12 protein-coding genes are annotated in these 14385 nt (G+C 76.3%); 4 read left to right on the top strand and 8 right to left on the bottom strand.

The features are described from left to right. Nucleotides 1-55 precede the first annotated feature (55 nt). Nucleotides 56-1045, bottom strand: coding sequence for a LysR family transcriptional regulator (locus SNE206_RS11985; RefSeq protein WP_407913283.1), 990 nt, complete (start codon nt 1043-1045; stop codon nt 56-58). Nucleotides 1046-1187: 142 nt separating this feature from the next. Here SNE206_RS11985 and SNE206_RS11980 point away from each other — a divergent pair, with 142 nt between their 5' ends. Both SNE206_RS11980 and SNE206_RS11975 read left to right on the top strand, forming a co-directional pair. Then, complete coding sequence (locus SNE206_RS11980) at nt 1188-2465, top strand: MFS transporter (RefSeq protein WP_407913282.1); 1278 nt, start codon at nt 1188-1190, stop codon at nt 2463-2465. Nucleotides 2466-2474: 9 nt separating this feature from the next. Continuing rightward, nucleotides 2475-2954 carry a macro domain-containing protein gene (locus SNE206_RS11975; RefSeq protein WP_407913281.1) on the top strand — a complete coding sequence of 160 codons (480 nt, stop codon included), beginning with the start codon at nt 2475-2477 and terminating at the stop codon, nt 2952-2954. A gap of 63 nt (nt 2955-3017) precedes the next feature. Here SNE206_RS11975 and SNE206_RS11970 read toward each other — a convergent pair whose 3' ends face one another. Further along, a complete protein-coding gene (locus SNE206_RS11970; RefSeq protein ID WP_407913280.1) occupies nt 3018-3542 on the bottom strand; it encodes a GNAT family N-acetyltransferase in 525 nt (174 codons plus the stop codon). A 215-nt stretch (nt 3543-3757) separates the two neighbouring features. On the opposite strand from SNE206_RS11970, the gene SNE206_RS11965 reads away from it, so the two are divergent. Continuing rightward, complete coding sequence (locus SNE206_RS11965; RefSeq protein WP_407913279.1) at nt 3758-4537, top strand: TetR family transcriptional regulator; 780 nt, start codon at nt 3758-3760, stop codon at nt 4535-4537. Nucleotides 4538-4657: 120 nt separating this feature from the next. On the opposite strand, the gene SNE206_RS11960 is transcribed toward SNE206_RS11965, so the two are convergent. The 3 genes from SNE206_RS11960 to SNE206_RS11950 form a co-directional block, all read right to left on the bottom strand. Continuing rightward, nucleotides 4658-5974, bottom strand: coding sequence for a GNAT family N-acetyltransferase (locus SNE206_RS11960; protein ID WP_407913278.1), 1317 nt, complete (start codon nt 5972-5974; stop codon nt 4658-4660). A 99-nt stretch (nt 5975-6073) separates the two neighbouring features. After that, the gene (locus tag SNE206_RS11955) at nt 6074-7201 is read right to left on the bottom strand and encodes a hypothetical protein (protein ID WP_407913277.1); all 1128 of its coding nucleotides are present in this window, start codon (nt 7199-7201) and stop codon (nt 6074-6076) included. A 53-nt stretch (nt 7202-7254) separates the two neighbouring features. Continuing rightward, nucleotides 7255-9039, bottom strand: a complete 1785-nt coding sequence (locus tag SNE206_RS11950) for a threonine/serine exporter ThrE family protein (protein WP_407913276.1) — start codon at nt 9037-9039, stop codon at nt 7255-7257. A gap of 100 nt (nt 9040-9139) precedes the next feature. On the opposite strand from SNE206_RS11950, the gene SNE206_RS11945 reads away from it, so the two are divergent. Beyond that, a complete protein-coding gene (locus SNE206_RS11945) occupies nt 9140-9364 on the top strand; it encodes a hypothetical protein (RefSeq protein WP_407913275.1) in 225 nt (74 codons plus the stop codon). Here SNE206_RS11945 and SNE206_RS11940 read toward each other — a convergent pair. The 3 genes from SNE206_RS11940 to SNE206_RS11930 all read right to left on the bottom strand — a co-directional run. After that, nucleotides 9352-11706, bottom strand: coding sequence for a hypothetical protein (locus SNE206_RS11940; protein WP_407913274.1), 2355 nt, complete (start codon nt 11704-11706; stop codon nt 9352-9354). The genes SNE206_RS11945 and SNE206_RS11940 overlap by 13 nt on opposite strands. Continuing rightward, nucleotides 11703-13646, bottom strand: coding sequence for an ATP-binding protein (locus tag SNE206_RS11935; protein ID WP_407913273.1), 1944 nt, complete (start codon nt 13644-13646; stop codon nt 11703-11705). Before SNE206_RS11935 ends, SNE206_RS11940 begins: the two co-directional genes overlap by 4 nt. Nucleotides 13647-13737: 91 nt before the next feature. Then, the coding region (locus SNE206_RS11930; RefSeq protein WP_407913272.1) for a TetR/AcrR family transcriptional regulator at nt 13738-14385 on the bottom strand (648 nt) is incomplete at its 5' end.

The raw sequence follows: 14385 nt of genomic DNA, 5'->3' as shown, positions 1-14385 counted from the left end.
CCGGCCCACCGAGGCCCCGGCACCCGGGAGCACGGGCACCCGGGGAGCGCCACCGTCAGCCGCCGCCCGCGGGGGCCCGCCCGGCGGGCAGCAGTGCCGCGTCCTCGGCCGGCAGCCAGCTCCCCGGCGGCCGCACGAGCCAGCCCTCCCGGCCGCCGAGCCGGGCGGCCGCGGCGCCCAGCGCGGCCAGGCCGGGATGCCGCAGGCCCGGCCGGTGCACCAGCCCCAGCAGGGCCAGCGGCAGCGGGTCGACGAGGGGCCGGGTGACGGCGCCGGGGATCCTGGGGCCGCCGGTCGTGGTGAGCACCGGCGCCCGGTGCCGGCCGAGGTAGCGCGCGAACTCCGGCACGCCGACCGGCGGCGTACGCCCCGGCGCGGCCGCCAACCCGTGGTCGCGGACGAGGCGGAGGCCCAGGTCGGTCCACTCGGTGGTCGCCGGGTTCCCCGCGAGGACGTCCAGCGGGTGCCCGGCCAGTGCGGCCACGGGCAGCGGGCCCGGGGCGGCGAGCGGGTGCCCGTCCGGCACGACGACCGCCAGCGGCTCCAGCCGCACCGGCACGTGCACGAGGCGGTCCCGGGTGCGGGCCGGAAGACCGGCGAACCGGCCGAACGCGACGTCCAGCCGGTGGGCGGCCAGTTCCTCGGCCGCCGCGGCCAGTCCGCCGTGGAAGCGGGCGAGCAGTTCGGTGTCCGGCGCGGCGGTCCGGGCGGCGTCGAGCACCCGCGCGGGCGTCAGGTCGTCGCCGTCGACGTCGCTGTTGAGGTCGACGAGCAGGACCCTGCGGTGCGCCGACGCGAGGATCTCGTCGTGCAGGGCGAGCAGCCGCCGGGCCTGGGGCAGCAGCGACTCCCCCACCGGCGTCAGCCGCACGCTGCGGCTCGTACGGTGGAACAACGGCTCGCCCAACTTCCTCTCCAGCGACTGCACATCGCGGCTCAGGGCCTGCTGGGCCACGTACAGGGCGGCGGCGGCGCGGCCGAAGTGCAGGGTCTCCGCCACGGCGACGAAACCGCGCAGCAGGCGGGGGTGGAGGTCCTGGGGCATGGTCCGTGCACCCTAGGCGGACGTCCGGCGGATCGACAACAGGAGTGCGTCGGTGGGCCGCCCACAAGTGTTGGACCGCACACGGACGCTCCGGAAGACTCGGAACGGCCCCTCCCCCCCCCAACCCTGTTGCCGGAGAACCGTGTTCGCCTCGTACCGCCGCATCCTGGCCCTTCCCGGGGCGCTCGCCTTCACCCTCTGCGGGCTGCTCGCCCGCCTCTCGATGTCGATGGGCGGGGTGTCCGCCGTCGCACTGATCGCCGAGCGGCGCGGCTCGTACGCCCTGGCGGGCGGCGTGTCGGCGGCCGGTCTGGCGACGGTCGCCGTCACCATGCCGCTGCTCGGGCGGCTCGTCGACCGCCACGGCCAGGCCCGGGTGGCCGTCCCCACGACGCTGACGGCCGCGGTGCCGTTCGCCGGGCTGCTGGTGTGCGTACGGCTCGGCGCGCCCTCCTGGACGCTGTTCGTCTGCTGGGCGGCCGCCTGCACCGTGCCGAGCGCCGGCGGGATGGTCCGGGCCCGCTGGACCCACCTGCTGCGCGGGGACGACGCCGGCATGCACCTGGCCAACTCCCTCGAACAGGCCCTGGACGAACTCTGCTTCATGACCGGCCCGGTGCTCGCGGTGCTGCTCTGCGGGTCGCTCTTCCCGGAGGCCGGGCTGATCGCCTCCGGGCTGCTCTGCGTGTCCGGCATGCTCCTGCTGGCCTCCTGCCGCGACACCGAGCCGCCCCTGTCCGGCCCCGGGGGCGCTCCCGGCGGCACCGCCGACCCGTACCCGGCCGGGGCCGCGGCGCGCGGCCGCCGTGGCCTGTGGGCCCTGCTGCCGGTCTTCCTCTGCACCTGCGTGGTGTTCGGCGCCCTGGAGGTGACCACGCTGGCCTCCGCCGATGCGGGCGGGCACCGGGCCTGGGCGGGGCTGCTGCTGGGTCTGGTGGCGGCCGGTTCGTGCGTGTCCGGCCTGGCGTTCGGCCTGCTGCGGCCGCGCAGGCCGGCCCGCACCCGGCTGCTCGTCGGGCTGGCCGCGATGACGGGCCTGCTGCTCCCGCTGCCCCTGGCCGGGTCGGCCGGGGCCGGCCCGGCGCTGCTCGCCCTGGCACTGTTCGCGGCGGGCTCGGCGACCGCGCCGACCATGATCAGCGGGATGACGCTCGTCCAGGAGGCCGTCCCGGCGCACCGGCTGAACCAGGGGATGGCCGCGGCGGTGTCCGCGATCCTGATCGGCGTCTCGGCGGGTTCGGCGCTCGGCGGGCTGGTCGCCGGGCGGGGCGACCCGGCCGCCGGCTACCTGGTGCCGGTCGGGGCCGCGGCCACGGCGCTGCTGGTCGCGGCGGGCGGGTCGCGGGTCCTGCGCGGCACCGGGCCGGGAGCGCCGGACGGCCGCGAAACCCGGGAGCCCGCTGTGGGTGCCGCCCGCTAGCCTCCGGGCATGGGAGCGGAAATCACGTACGTGCGCGGGGACGCCACCGCGCCGCAGGGGGCCGGCCTCAGGATCATCGCGCACGGGTGCAACGACCTGGGCGGCTGGGGCAAGGGCTTCGTGCTGGCGCTGTCGCGCCGCTGGCCGGAGCCGGAGGCCGCCTACCGGGCGTGGCACCGGGGCCGGTCGGGCAACGACTTCGCCCTCGGCGCCGTCCAGCTCGTGGAGGTCGGGCCCTACCTCCGGGTGGCCAACATCGTGACGCAGCGCGGCATGCGGACCGGCCGCTCCAGCGGCGTGCCGGTGCGCTACGAGGCGATCGACGCCGGGCTGGCCGCCTTGGGCGACCACGCGCTGCGGCTCGGCGCCTCGGTGCACATGCCGCGGATCGGCTGCGGTCTGGCCGGCGGCAGCTGGACGAAGGTGGAGCCGCTGGTGGCCTCCCGGCTCGCCGGGCGCGGCGTGGCGGTCACCGTCTACGACCGCTGAAGCGCGGCACGGCCGTCACCGCCCACGACCGCCGGGCCGCGTCCCACCGCCCGCGACCACCGCCTACGAGCGGTGGGGCGTGGCCGGCCAGCTGTACTCGTACTCGGGCAGCTCGTACCCGCCGGGGAAGTGGCCGGTCCGCTCGTCCGTCCGCAGGCCGCCCTCGCGCTCGTAGAACGCGACGGCGCGCCGGTTGCCGCACAGCACCTCCAGGCGCAGGACGGCGGGCGCGGCGCGGTCGAGGGCGGCGCGGAGCAGTCCGCTGCCGATGCCGCCGCCGGTGCGGCCGGGGCTGACGTGCAGGTTGTCGAGGAGGACGCGGCCGTCGGGTTCCGGCACGAGGTAGGCGAAGCCGACCGGCCCGTCGGGGTCCTCGGCGACGAGCAGGGTGGGGGTCGCGGCCGGGTCGCCGTAGTCGGCGGTGAGCCGGATCGCCCAGATCTCCTCGCGCTCGGCGGCCAGCCCGTCGCCGAGGGCCTCGTCGGGGACGAGGCCGGCGTAGGCGGTGCGCCAGCTGCGGGCGTGCAGGGCGGCGACGGCGGGTGCGTCGGCGGCACCGCCGGTCCTGATGGCGATCTGTCCGGTCATGGGGCCGAGCCTGCCACACGGCAGATCGCCCCCGATCTACTTGAACGCGTTCAAAACTTCCCGTAGAGTCGTCGCGCCGATCATGGACGCGTCCCTGCCCGGCAAGGGGGCGCACCGGGCGCGGAGGGGATGTCCGGTGCGGCCCCGCCCTCACCCCCGCGGCCCCGGGGCCGCGGCGGGACACGCCGCCGCCCCGCCGGGCTAGGCTCGGGCCCGTGGACGAGCAGAAGGGCAGCACCCTCGACATGGACGAGCCCGCCCAGGAACCCGCACTCGGCGCGGAACTGCCCGGCGGCCGTGCCCGCCCCAAGACCGGCAAGAGCGAACAGACCCGCGCCCTGATCCTCGCCACCGCGATGCGCCTCTTCCAGGAGCGCGGCTACGAGAAGACCACCATGCGGGCCATCGCCACCGAGGCCGGGATCTCCGTCGGCAACGCGTACTACTACTTCGAGTCGAAGGAATTCCTGATCCAGGGGTTCTACGACGGCATGACCCTGGAACACGCGGCCGACGCCGCGGAGCGGATGCGGGGGCACAAGGAGTTCGCCGACCGGCTGGACATCGCCCTGACCTCCTGGCTGGACTGCGCGGCGCCGTACCACGAGTTCGCGGCGCAGTTCTTCCGGACGGCCGCCGACCCGAACAGCTCGCTCAGTCCGTTCGCCAACGAGTCGCACCGGGCCCGCGCCACCGCCGTCGCCCTCTTCCGCGACGTGCTGACCGGCTCGGACGTCGCCCCCAAGCTCGACCAGGAGCTCGCCGAACTGCTGCCCGACCTGCTCTGGCTGCACCTGATGATCATCGTGCTGTACTGGGTCTTCGACCACACCCCTCAGCAGGAGCGCACCCGCGAGTTCGTCCGGCGGTCGACACCGATGGTCGCCAGGGTCGTCGTGCTCTCCCGCTACCGCGTCTTCCGCCCGCTCGTGCGGGACGCGAAGGGGCTGATCCAGGACTTCATCCTGCCCACCATCGGCCGCACGGCCACCTGACCGCACGGCCTCCCGGCTGCGCGGCCACCCGACCTCCCGGCTGCGCGGCCGCGGCCCGCCGGAGCCGGGTCCGGGTCCGGATCCGGTTCCGGGGCCCGTCCTGCCCGCACGCCGTCCCGGTCAGAACTCGTCCGGGTTGAACGGCTCCACCGCCGTCCGCAGCAGCAGGTCGGCGCGCTCGGCGCCGCCCGGGGCGGGCTCGGCGGCCAGCCCCGCGGCGACCAGCCGGACGGCCGACTCGCCGCCCAGGTGGAGGGAGCCGAGGGCGGCGACGTCCAGGGCGAGGTCGGCGGGCCCGTCGGCCGGCCCCTCCACCCGGGTGCAGCGGCCGGTGCCGTCCGCGGCGGCCTCCAGCAGCCAGCGGCCGGCCGTCCAGCCCTCGCGGTCGGCGACGTCCAGGACGAGCCGCCCGGCGGTGCGGTAGGTGCGGGCGCCGAAGGCCGCGGGCAGGTCGAGCAGGCGCAGCCAGAGGAAGTCGCCGCCGCCCCGGCCGGGCACGGCCGCGCGGGGGTCGGTGAGCTGCAGCGGCAGCGGGTCGTCGGCCGCGAGGATGCCGATCGACACGGTGCGCACCCAGTCGACGGAGAAGGCGAGCCGCCAGAGCGCGGTGGCGGTGGGGCCGTCCGTCGCGAGGAAGTCGTGCACGGTGAGGGTGCAGTTCGGGCTGTCGCCCTCCCACGTGTCGTCGACGGTGTAGGCGATCAGGCCGGTGACGGTGCCGTCGGGGGCCCGGTGCAGCGCGACGAACGGTTCCTTCCAGTCGTAGCCCGGGAGGCTGGTCGCGCCGGTGTGGAGCTTCCACCAGAGCGGGGAGCGGTGCAGCGCGCCGGGCCGGGTGCGCCGCCAGCGTTCGTGCAGTTCGGCGCCGAGCTTGCGGACCTCGGCCATGCCGGCGAAGTCGGTGCGGCCGCCGGAGTCCGGCAGGCCGGCGCGGAGGGACGCGCGGGTGAGGTCGACGGTGAGCGGGCGTCCGCGGGTGGCCGGGCCGAAGCCGAAGCGGCCGTAGATGGGGTACTCGGCGGCGATGAGGACGGCGGCGGCGGTGCCGCGTTCCCGGGCGGCGGCGAGGTCGCGGTGCATCATCCGGCTGAGCAGTCCGCGGCGGCGGTGCGTGGAGTTGACGGTGACGGCGGTGATCGCGTCGACCGGCAGCAGCGCGCCGCCGGGCAGGGTCAGTTCGGAGTCGAAGCTGCGGAAGGTCGCGACGCAGCGGGTCGGGTCGTACGGGTCGAAGGCGCCGAGGAAGCGGCCGGGCTCGAACTGCTGCCTCCGGTACTCGGTGCCCTCGTCGAGGTGGGGGCGGAGGAAGCCGCGGGCCACGCCTCGGTCCCACAGCGGGAGCTCGTCCTCGGTGACCGCGCGGACCTCGATGCCGCCGTCGGCCGCCTGCTGCTGTCGGATCGGCCGGCCCGGCCCGGTCTGCGCGTCGTTGCCCATCCAGCCACGGTACGGCGGACCCTCGGCGCGGGCATCCGATTTTCGCCCGCCCGTGCCCGGGGTGGCGGGGGTCCGTGCGGGAGGTGCTCGCGCGGCCGCTCAGGCGGGTCGGCGCTGCTGCGGGTGCGGCAGGCGGGGGTGGCGGTACGGCGGGTGCGGGCCGGGGGCGGCCACCGCCACGGCCGGGGGCGGCCCGGTGGGCCGCAGGGTGTGGACGCGCTGCCGGCCGGCCCGTACGGTGCGGCGGCGGGCGTGGGCGAGGGACTGCGCCCGGGTCCGCCGGGTGGCGTCGCGTCCGTCGGCGGCCCGGCCGGGTCCGGTGTCCGGGCGGCGGCCGGCGAGGACGGCGGCACGCCGGTCGGCGAGCCGGGCGGAGCGGCGGGCGAGCGCCCGGGCGTGCTGGGCGTCGAGGTGGGCGGTGGCCCTGGCGGCCATCTTCTCGGCGACCCGGTGGGTGGCGACGTGGTGCGGCGCCACCTTGTCGGGTGCGCCGGCGATCAGGTCGAAGAGCCAGGTGCGGGCGCGGTCGGCGCGGCCGTGCAGGCGGCGTTCGCGCCGGACGGCGCGGTGGCGGAGCCGGGGGCGGCTCGCGTAGCGCCAGCGGGCCCAGGGGCTTCCGGGCCGGGCGAGCCGGACGGCGCCGATGAGGGAGAGGCCGGGCACCATGATGCCGAGCAGGCCGGTCCAGAGCTTGCCCTTGAGCAGGGCGACGACGGAGGCCAGCGCGTTGGCGGAGATCACCGCGACCAGGCCCCAGCGGCCGGCCTCGACGGCGGACTGACCGGGTACGACGCCGAGCGGCACGTAGCCGGTGAGGAGCAGGGCGGTGACGAGCAGGCCGAGGACGACGGCGTCGACCGACTTGCGGCCCTGCTCGCTCCAGTACACGTCGTCCAGGTGCAGGATCAGCGCGAACTCGTCGAGGACGAGGCCGCAGCCGATGCCGAAGCAGAGCCCGAACCAGTCGATCCACGGGTGCCCGCCGTTGGTGGCGAAGACGCCGATGCCACCGACCAGCAGGAAGCCCAGGCCGAAGACCATGTGGTGGATGTGCAGCCCGCCGGGGGTGATGTTGCCCGGCCACCAGCGCACCTGGGCGCGGATCATGCGCACGCTGACGCGGATGCCGACGAAGGCCGTGATGAACCCGACGAGCAGCAGGAACAGCGGTTGCTTGTGCGCGGCGACGATGTACTCGCGGTAGCTGTCCAGCAGGTGACTGATCACGGGTGGTGCCTTCGTTCTCGGTGGTGCGGAGGTCCGGCCGGGCCGGATCCTGCTCAGAAGCCCCGGGTGCGTTTCGCGGCGCGGCGGGGGACGAGCAGGTACGGGGCGAGGCGTTCGGTCGCGCCGGGTGTCTTGAGGAACAGCCGGGCCACCTCCCCTCCCAGGTTGACGCCGATGGCGAGCGCCAGGGCGAGGGCCGCGGCCCGGGTGACGGAGACGAGCCCGGCCGAGGCGTGGCCCTGGGCGAAGGACAGCATGCCGAGGTAGAGCGCCGAGCCGGGCATGAGCGGGCCGATCGCCGCCGTCACGTACGGCAGCGCGGAGGCGTAGCGGTACCGGGCCATCAGTTCGCCGAAGAGGCCGACGAGGCCGGCCGCGGCCCCGGTGGCGGCGATCGGCGAGACCCCGGCGTTGGTCAGCACGCCGTACGTCGACCAGCCGATGCCGCTGCTGAGCACGGCCATCGGCAGGGTGCGGCGCTCGGTCTGCAGCAGCATGGCGAACGCCAGGGTGAGGACGAGGGCGGCGAGGAGCTGGATCGGCGGGTCGACGGCGCCGCCGAGCGCCTCGTCGGGTCTGAGCGCGGCGTTGTAGTTGACGCCCAGGTAGAGCACCGACATGACGCCGATGACGATGCCGGCGATCAGGTAGAGCACTTCCAGCAGGCGGGCCGCGGCGGTGATGTAGAAGCCGGTGAGGCCGTCCTGGACGGCGGCGACCATGGCGCGGCCGGGCAGCAGGGCGAACAGGCCGCCGGTGATGACGACCGAGCCGCGCAGGTGGAGGTCGTTGAAGGAGAGCACGATGCCGAGCACCGCGGCGGGCATCGCCGCCAGGACGAACTGGTAGAACTCGGGCAGTCCGCGGCGTGCGACGAGGGAGGCGAGCCGGTCGCCGAGGACGGCGGCGACGAACGCCCCGGCGAAGACCAGCCACGCCTTGCCGTCGGCCCGGCCGCCGACGAGGAAGGTCGCCGCGCCCGCGAGCAGGCCGGTCGCCACGGCGAGCAGCCACGCGGGGTACGGGTGCCGGTTGCGGCGGATCGAGGCCAGCCTGCGGTAGGAGTCGTTGACGGTCACCTGCTCGGCGGTGATGTCGGCGACCAGCCGGTAGACGGCGGCGAGCCGGGTGTAGTCGGAGGTGCGGCGGCGCACCGTGCGGGCGGCGCTGACCGGCGGGTCGACCAGCGACGGGTGGTAGGTGATGGAGATCAGGGTGAAGGTGACCTGCGGCTCGCAGCGGTCGAGCCGGTAGGCGTGGGCGATGCCGAGCATCGCGGCCTCGACGTCCTCGGCGGCCTCGCCGCTGGCCAGCAGGAGCTCACCGATGCGCAGGGTGAGGTCGAGGACGCGCGGCACGTGGCGGGCGGCGGAGGGGTGCAGGTCGCGCGGGGTCCGCTCGAAGGCGGGCCGTTCCGACATCGGGGTGCGCAGCAGGGTGCGCATGCGGTCGGGCCAGGGTGCGGTGCCGGGGGCGCCGGCCCGCAGCTCGGTGAGGTCGATGCCGGCGGCGGGGGTGTAGCCGGCGGCGCGCCAGTCCTCGGGGGTGAGGGTGTCCTCGGGGCCGGGGCCGGGCGTGGATCCGGGCGTGGGGCCGGGACCGGGCGTGGGGCCGAGCAGGCCTTCGGTGGGGGTGGGTGCCGGTGCGAGCGGCACCTCGGTGCGTACCGGCCGGGGCGGGGCGGCGGAGCCGAGCAGGCCTTCGGTGGGGCGCGGGGCGGCGGCGCGGCCGGGCGGGTTCGCGGTGGTCCCGGTGCCGGGGGGTGCGGGTCTGGCCGTCCGCCCGCCCCTGGCCTTCTTGCCGCCGCCCGGCCGGCCCCGCTTCGGCACGTCCGCCACTCCTCGCCTCCCCTGGTGGCCCCCTGGCCACGCGCTGATCCTCCCCACCTTGCCCGATCGGCCGGGCGGACGCACATGTACGGAGCGTCGGGTTCCGCGCGTGCGGCGGGTCCCGGACCTCGTGACGCTGGTGCAGGGCCCGCAGGACGTGCTGGTGGCGGCAGAGGTGTCGTACGAGGCGTCGGCGACCGCCGCCGAGGTGGAGGCGGCCTCCGAGCCGGCGGACCGGGCGATCCGGTCCGCCTTCCCGGCGGTCGCCCGGGTGCACCTCGACCCGGCCCCCGACCACGGGGGCCGGGGGCCGGGGGCCGGTCAGAGGCCGTAGCGCCGGACGATGTCCTCGTGCCGGGCGGTGTCGCTCCCTGCGGCCCTGGCCAGGTCGAGCCAGCTCAGCGGGTGCGGCCAGGAGGCGGTGAGGCGCAGCAGCAGGGCGTCCGCGTCGGCGGAGGACGCGGTGGGCGGCACGCCGAGGGCGGCGTAGATGCCGGGCAGGTCCTCGTCGGCGTCCTTCCCGGCGGCGCCCGGGTCGGTGACGCGGTACTGGTTGCCGCTGTACGCCCACAGGCCGTACCCCGCGCCGGCGAGGTCCTCGCGCAGCGCGTACCAGGCGTCGTCGCCGGGCCAGGCGCCGTCGAGCCAGTGGGTGGTGTAGCCGGCCGGGTCGAGGAGGGTGAGCTGCCCGAAGACGGGCTGCCAGTCGTCGTCCTCGCCGTCGGGCCGCTCGTTGAGCAGGGCGGGGCCGAAGACGACGACGTCGCGGTGGTTGAGCGGCACGTCCTCGCCGAGCACGGGGACGATCCGCGCGGTCGCGGGGCCGGTACGGACGGCGGGCAGGTCGACGGTGGCGCCGTTGGTGCGGGTGGCGCGGACGGTGACCATCTGCCACTCCTCCTCCACCGGGCCCTCGGGGGCGTCGAACTCGATGCCGATCAGGGCGCCGGTGCTGCGCACGACGGCCCAGTCCCGGTTGGCGGTGGCGGCGGTGATCAGGTGCCAGAGGTCGGGCTCCTGGACGGTGCGGTGCTCCTCCTCGCCCTCGGTGCCCGCGGGGGCGGCGTGCTCCAGCAGTTCGAGGTAGAGCCGCTGGGCGCGGGCGTGGTCGCCGAGGCGGGTGGCGGCGGTGGCCGCCAGCCGACGGGTGTTGAGGGCGTCGGGCTCGTACGCGAGGAGGCTGTCGCAGTGCTCGCCGGTCTCCTCCCAGCGGCCCTCGGCGGCCGCGTGGCGGGCGCGCAGCCAGTACGCCTCGGAGGGGTGCTCGGGCATCAGGAGCTCGGCGAGCCGGCGGATGCCGTCGGCGTCCTCGGCATCGATGAGCACCTGGCCGAGCATGCCGCGCAGCTGCTCGTCGGCCGGGTCGTCGGCGACCCGGGCCCAGAGCAGGTCGGCGGCGGCCCGGGGGTGGCCGAGCGCGTCGAGCGCGCGGGCCGTCTGCGGGGCGAGCAGGGCGGCGGCCTCGGCGGACTCCTCGCTCGCGGCGGCGAAGTGGTCGAGTGCGGCTTCGTACGTCACCTGCCGGCCGCCGAGCCACTCGGGGAGGTCGGCGGCGGGCACCGGCACCTCCGGGAGCGGCAGGGACTCGGCGGTCTTCCGGAGCTCCGCGAGGCGGTCGGCGACGCCGTCGGTGCGGCGCAGCTGCGCGAGCTTGCGGTCTCCGGTGGCGGCGAGGGTGAGGGCCACGGTGCGGGCGCCGCGGGCGACGGCCAGCCGTCCGGCGATCAGCAGCAGGTCGAGGCAGGGCCGGTGGGAGCCGGCGGTGTCCAGGTGGCCGACCCAGCGGGCGAGCTGCGCGCCGGTCGCGGTGTCGTTGGCGAGGTCGCCGTGCGGCAGGGCGCCCGCGCCGGCGAGGGTCTCGACGGCGGTGGCCCAGCGGTGCCGGATGTCGGGGTACCGGTCGGCCTCGGCGGCGTCAGGCAGCAGGGCGAGCGCCTCGTCGGTGCGGCCGAGCGCGGCCAGGGCGACGGCGCGGCCGGCGCCGAGCTTGCGGCGGTCGTCGTCGTCGAGCGGGGTGCGGGCGGTGTAGGCGCGTTCGGCGGTGTCGTAGGCGTCGAGGGCGTCCTGGTGGCGGCCGAGGCGGCCGAGGGCGCCGGCCCGGCTGTGGCCGAAGGAGAGCGAGACGTGCTCGCCGGCGGCCTGGATGCGGGCCTGGGCGCGGTCGAGGTGGGTGAGGGCGTCCGCGGGGCGGTCGTCGTCCTCCAGCGTGTCGGCGTACTCGCGGGAGAGACAGTCGAAGCAGGCGCGGGAGGGTTCGACCCGGGCGAGGGTCTCCTCCAGCACGGCGAGCCGTTCGGACACGTAGCCGGGGCCGTCGATGTTGGAGTGGCAGATGGTGAAGTCCTGCACGACGCAGACCGACTGCGGGCAGGAGGCGGTCTCCTCGCGGTGCGCGAACTCCAGCAGGTCGACGGCCTCGGCCATGGCGGCCTCGCCCTGGTGGCGCTTGTTCAGGAGGTTCTGCATGCGCCAGTGCCGCAGGAAGACCTCGACCCAGGGCAGGCCGAGCGCGCGGGCGGAGGCGAGCGCCTCCGGGTACATCGCGTCGAGCTGCTCGTTGCGGCCCTCGACGGCGTGGCCGGCGATCTCGACCAGGGCGGTGGCGAGCCGGTGGTGGCCGGCCTCCGAGAGCTGCTCGTGGGTGTCGCGCACCCAGGCCCAGATGTCGGTGCTCATGCGGTCTCCCCCTGCGGGTCGTCGTTCTGCGGTGCGCCGGCCTGCGGGTCGCCGGTGGGGCTGTCGTCCGCGGGCAGTGTGTCGGGCAGGTCGGACAGCCCGTCGGGCACGGCGGCGGTGAGGGCCGCGACGGCGGTGCCGATCCCGGCGAGTGCGGCGGTGAGGTCGCCGGCGGCGGAGCCTCCGGCCGCGGCCATGATGACCTTGAGCGAGCGGAGCAGCGCGGCGGCGGTGGCGCTGCCGGTGTGCCCGGCGCGGTAGGCCGTGAGGATGTCCTGGACGGCGGGCGCGGCGAGGTTGAGGTAGAGCCGGGCCTTGACCGTGCCGTCGGTGCGCGCGGTGAAGGCGCGGGCGAGCCGCAGCGCGGCGGAGGGGATCCGGGCGTCGGCCTGGTCGTCCTCGATGCGGGCCTTGAGTTCGGCCTCGCGGTCGGGCACGAGCACGAGCGGCAGGCCCGGCGGGTCGAAGCGGGCGGCAACGAGCTGTTCGCCGTCGTCGGCGAGCGCGGCGGTCAGCCAGGCGTCCTCGTCGGCGGCCAGCGGCCGGTCGGGGTCGCGGAAGAGTTCGCGGTTGCCGCGCTCGCTGCCGAGCTCGACGATCCGGCAGCTCTTCAGCTGGGCGTAGCGGCGCAGGAACGGCAGCACGGCGTACCGGTCGCCGCGGGCGATGGGCACCTGCATGGCGCGGTACAGCATCTCCTCGAAGCCGCCGCCGGAGCCGAGGGCGACGTGGAGGGCGCCGTGTCCGGCGGCGCGCAGCGCACCGGCCGTCAGGTCGCCCTGGGAGGTGGGCACCGGCACGTCGTCGGCGAGCAGGGAGAAGAGGCGGTCGTCGCAGAGGGCGGCGCCGAGGAGTTCCTGGCCGTGCCGGGCGAGGATGCGGCGCCAGGCGGCGGGGTGCAGCCGGGCGGTCTCGTAGAGGCCGTCGACGACGGCGTCGGCGAGGGCCTTCTGCAGGGCGCGGTAGTGCTCGTCGCGCTGCAGGTCCTCGCGGCTGGCGGTGGGGGTGAGCCGGCTCGACTCGACGACGCCGCCGATGAACCCGGCCCAGCTGGGCAGCAGGTCGCGGGCGTCGTCGGCGAGCAGCATGCCGCGCAGGTAGACGGCGAGGTCGCGGTTGTCGGTGGAGCCGTACGTGCCGCCGTCCTGCACCCAGAGCAGGCCGACGGCGTCGGTGGCGCCGTCGGCGGGGGCGAAGGGGAAGGCGGTGAGGGGTTCGAAGCGGCGGCCGAAGGCGGTGGCGAAGTGCATCCGGGCGGCGTGGAGGTCGCCGCCGGTGTCCTGGCGCCACGGCACGGGGATGTCGTTGACCGGCCGTTCGTCGTCGCCGACGTGCACCGGGACGGCCAGCAGCACGCAGTAGCGGCCGAGCACCTCGCGCAGGGCGCCCTCGTCGGCGAGGTGGCCGTGCTCGGCCTTGAGGTGGAGTTCGACGACGGTGCCGGGGGCGGGGCGCGGCCCGGTCGGTTCGACGCTGTACTGCTCGCCGCCGCGGCTGCGGTAGCGGTGGCCGAGGTGCGGCTCGCGGTGCGAGGTGGTGGTGACGACGACCTCGTCGGCGACGGAGAACGCGGAGAGGAAGCCGAGGCCGAAGGCGCCGATCAGCTCCTGGTTGCCGGTGAGGTCACGCAGCATGCGGGTGTAGCCGGTGCCGACGGTGGCGAGGTAGGCGTGGATCTCGGGTTCGGTGAGGCCCGCCCCGGTGTCCTCCACGGTGACGGTGCGGCGCGCGGCGTCGGCGCGTACCCGGATGACCGCGGGTGCGGTGGAGTCCGGGTCCTCCAGGCGGCGGCGGGTGTGCGAGTCGTGGGCGTTCTGGACGAGTTCGCGCAGTGCGACCAGCGGCGTGGAGTAGAGGTGGGTGGCGAGCACGCTCACCAGACCGCCGAGGTCGACCTCGGTCGTACGCAGATTGTCGGCGGAAGGCAGACCTTGGGACATGGGGTCAGAGTCTGCCAGTACGACTATCCGCCCGACCAGCACTTTTCGGGGGGTTCCGGAGATGCCCGTACGGCGGCGGCCGACTGCCTGGTCAGGCGTCCGGCGGCAGCCCGAGGACGGCCCGGCCGGCGGACTCCAGCAGGGCGGCCCGGCCCGGGCCGGACGCCTCGGCCGGGTGCCGGACCCCGTCGTTGAGCAGGGCGAACATCGCGTGCACCCGGATCCGGGCCTCGGCGGTGTCGTACTCGGGCCGCACCTGCTGGAGGAGCCCGACCCAGACGCGCAGGAAGCTGCGGCGGAAGTCCACCGCCGCCCGGCGGTCGGGCGGGTCGAGGCGCTCGGTCTCGCTGACCATGGCCCCGAGGTAGTGGCTGTGGCGCAGGGCGAAGCCGAGGTACGCGCGGAGGCCGGCCGCGAGGGCGCCGGCCGGGCCGCCGGGCGCCGCGGCGATCGCCCCCTCGACCTCGTGGCGGAGGCGTTCGCGGCTGCGGACGAGGGCGGCGGCGAGCAGTTCGGCCTTGGTCGTGAAGTGGCGGTAGACGCTGGGCCCGGAGATGCCGACGGCCGCGCCGATGCGGTCGGTGGAGACGTTGTCGAAGCCCCGCTCGTGGAAGAGCCGGACGGCGGCGGCGAGCAGTTCCTCGCGGCGCGACTCCGGGACGGGCGGCAGGACGGGCCGCGGGGAGGGCGGGTCGGCGGAGGGCGGGCCGGCGGGGGGCGGGCCGGTCGGGCCGGCGGG

The sequence above is a fragment of the Kitasatospora sp. NE20-6 genome, from assembly GCF_045862635.1.
This window is presented reverse-complemented; position numbering and strand designations above follow the sequence as displayed.

Coding starts and splice junctions, on each gene's coding strand:
- SNE206_RS11985 (WP_407913283.1), bottom strand. CDS start 1,045: ATGCCCCAGGACCTCCACCCCCGCCTGCTGCGCGGTTTCGTCGCCGTG.
- SNE206_RS11975 (WP_407913281.1), top strand. CDS start 2,475: ATGGGAGCGGAAATCACGTACGTGCGCGGGGACGCCACCGCGCCGCAG.
- SNE206_RS11970 (WP_407913280.1), bottom strand. CDS start 3,542: ATGACCGGACAGATCGCCATCAGGACCGGCGGTGCCGCCGACGCACCC.
- SNE206_RS11960 (WP_407913278.1), bottom strand. CDS start 5,974: ATGGGCAACGACGCGCAGACCGGGCCGGGCCGGCCGATCCGACAGCAG.
- SNE206_RS11940 (WP_407913274.1), bottom strand. CDS start 11,706: ATGAGCACCGACATCTGGGCCTGGGTGCGCGACACCCACGAGCAGCTC.
- SNE206_RS11935 (WP_407913273.1), bottom strand. CDS start 13,646: ATGTCCCAAGGTCTGCCTTCCGCCGACAATCTGCGTACGACCGAGGTC.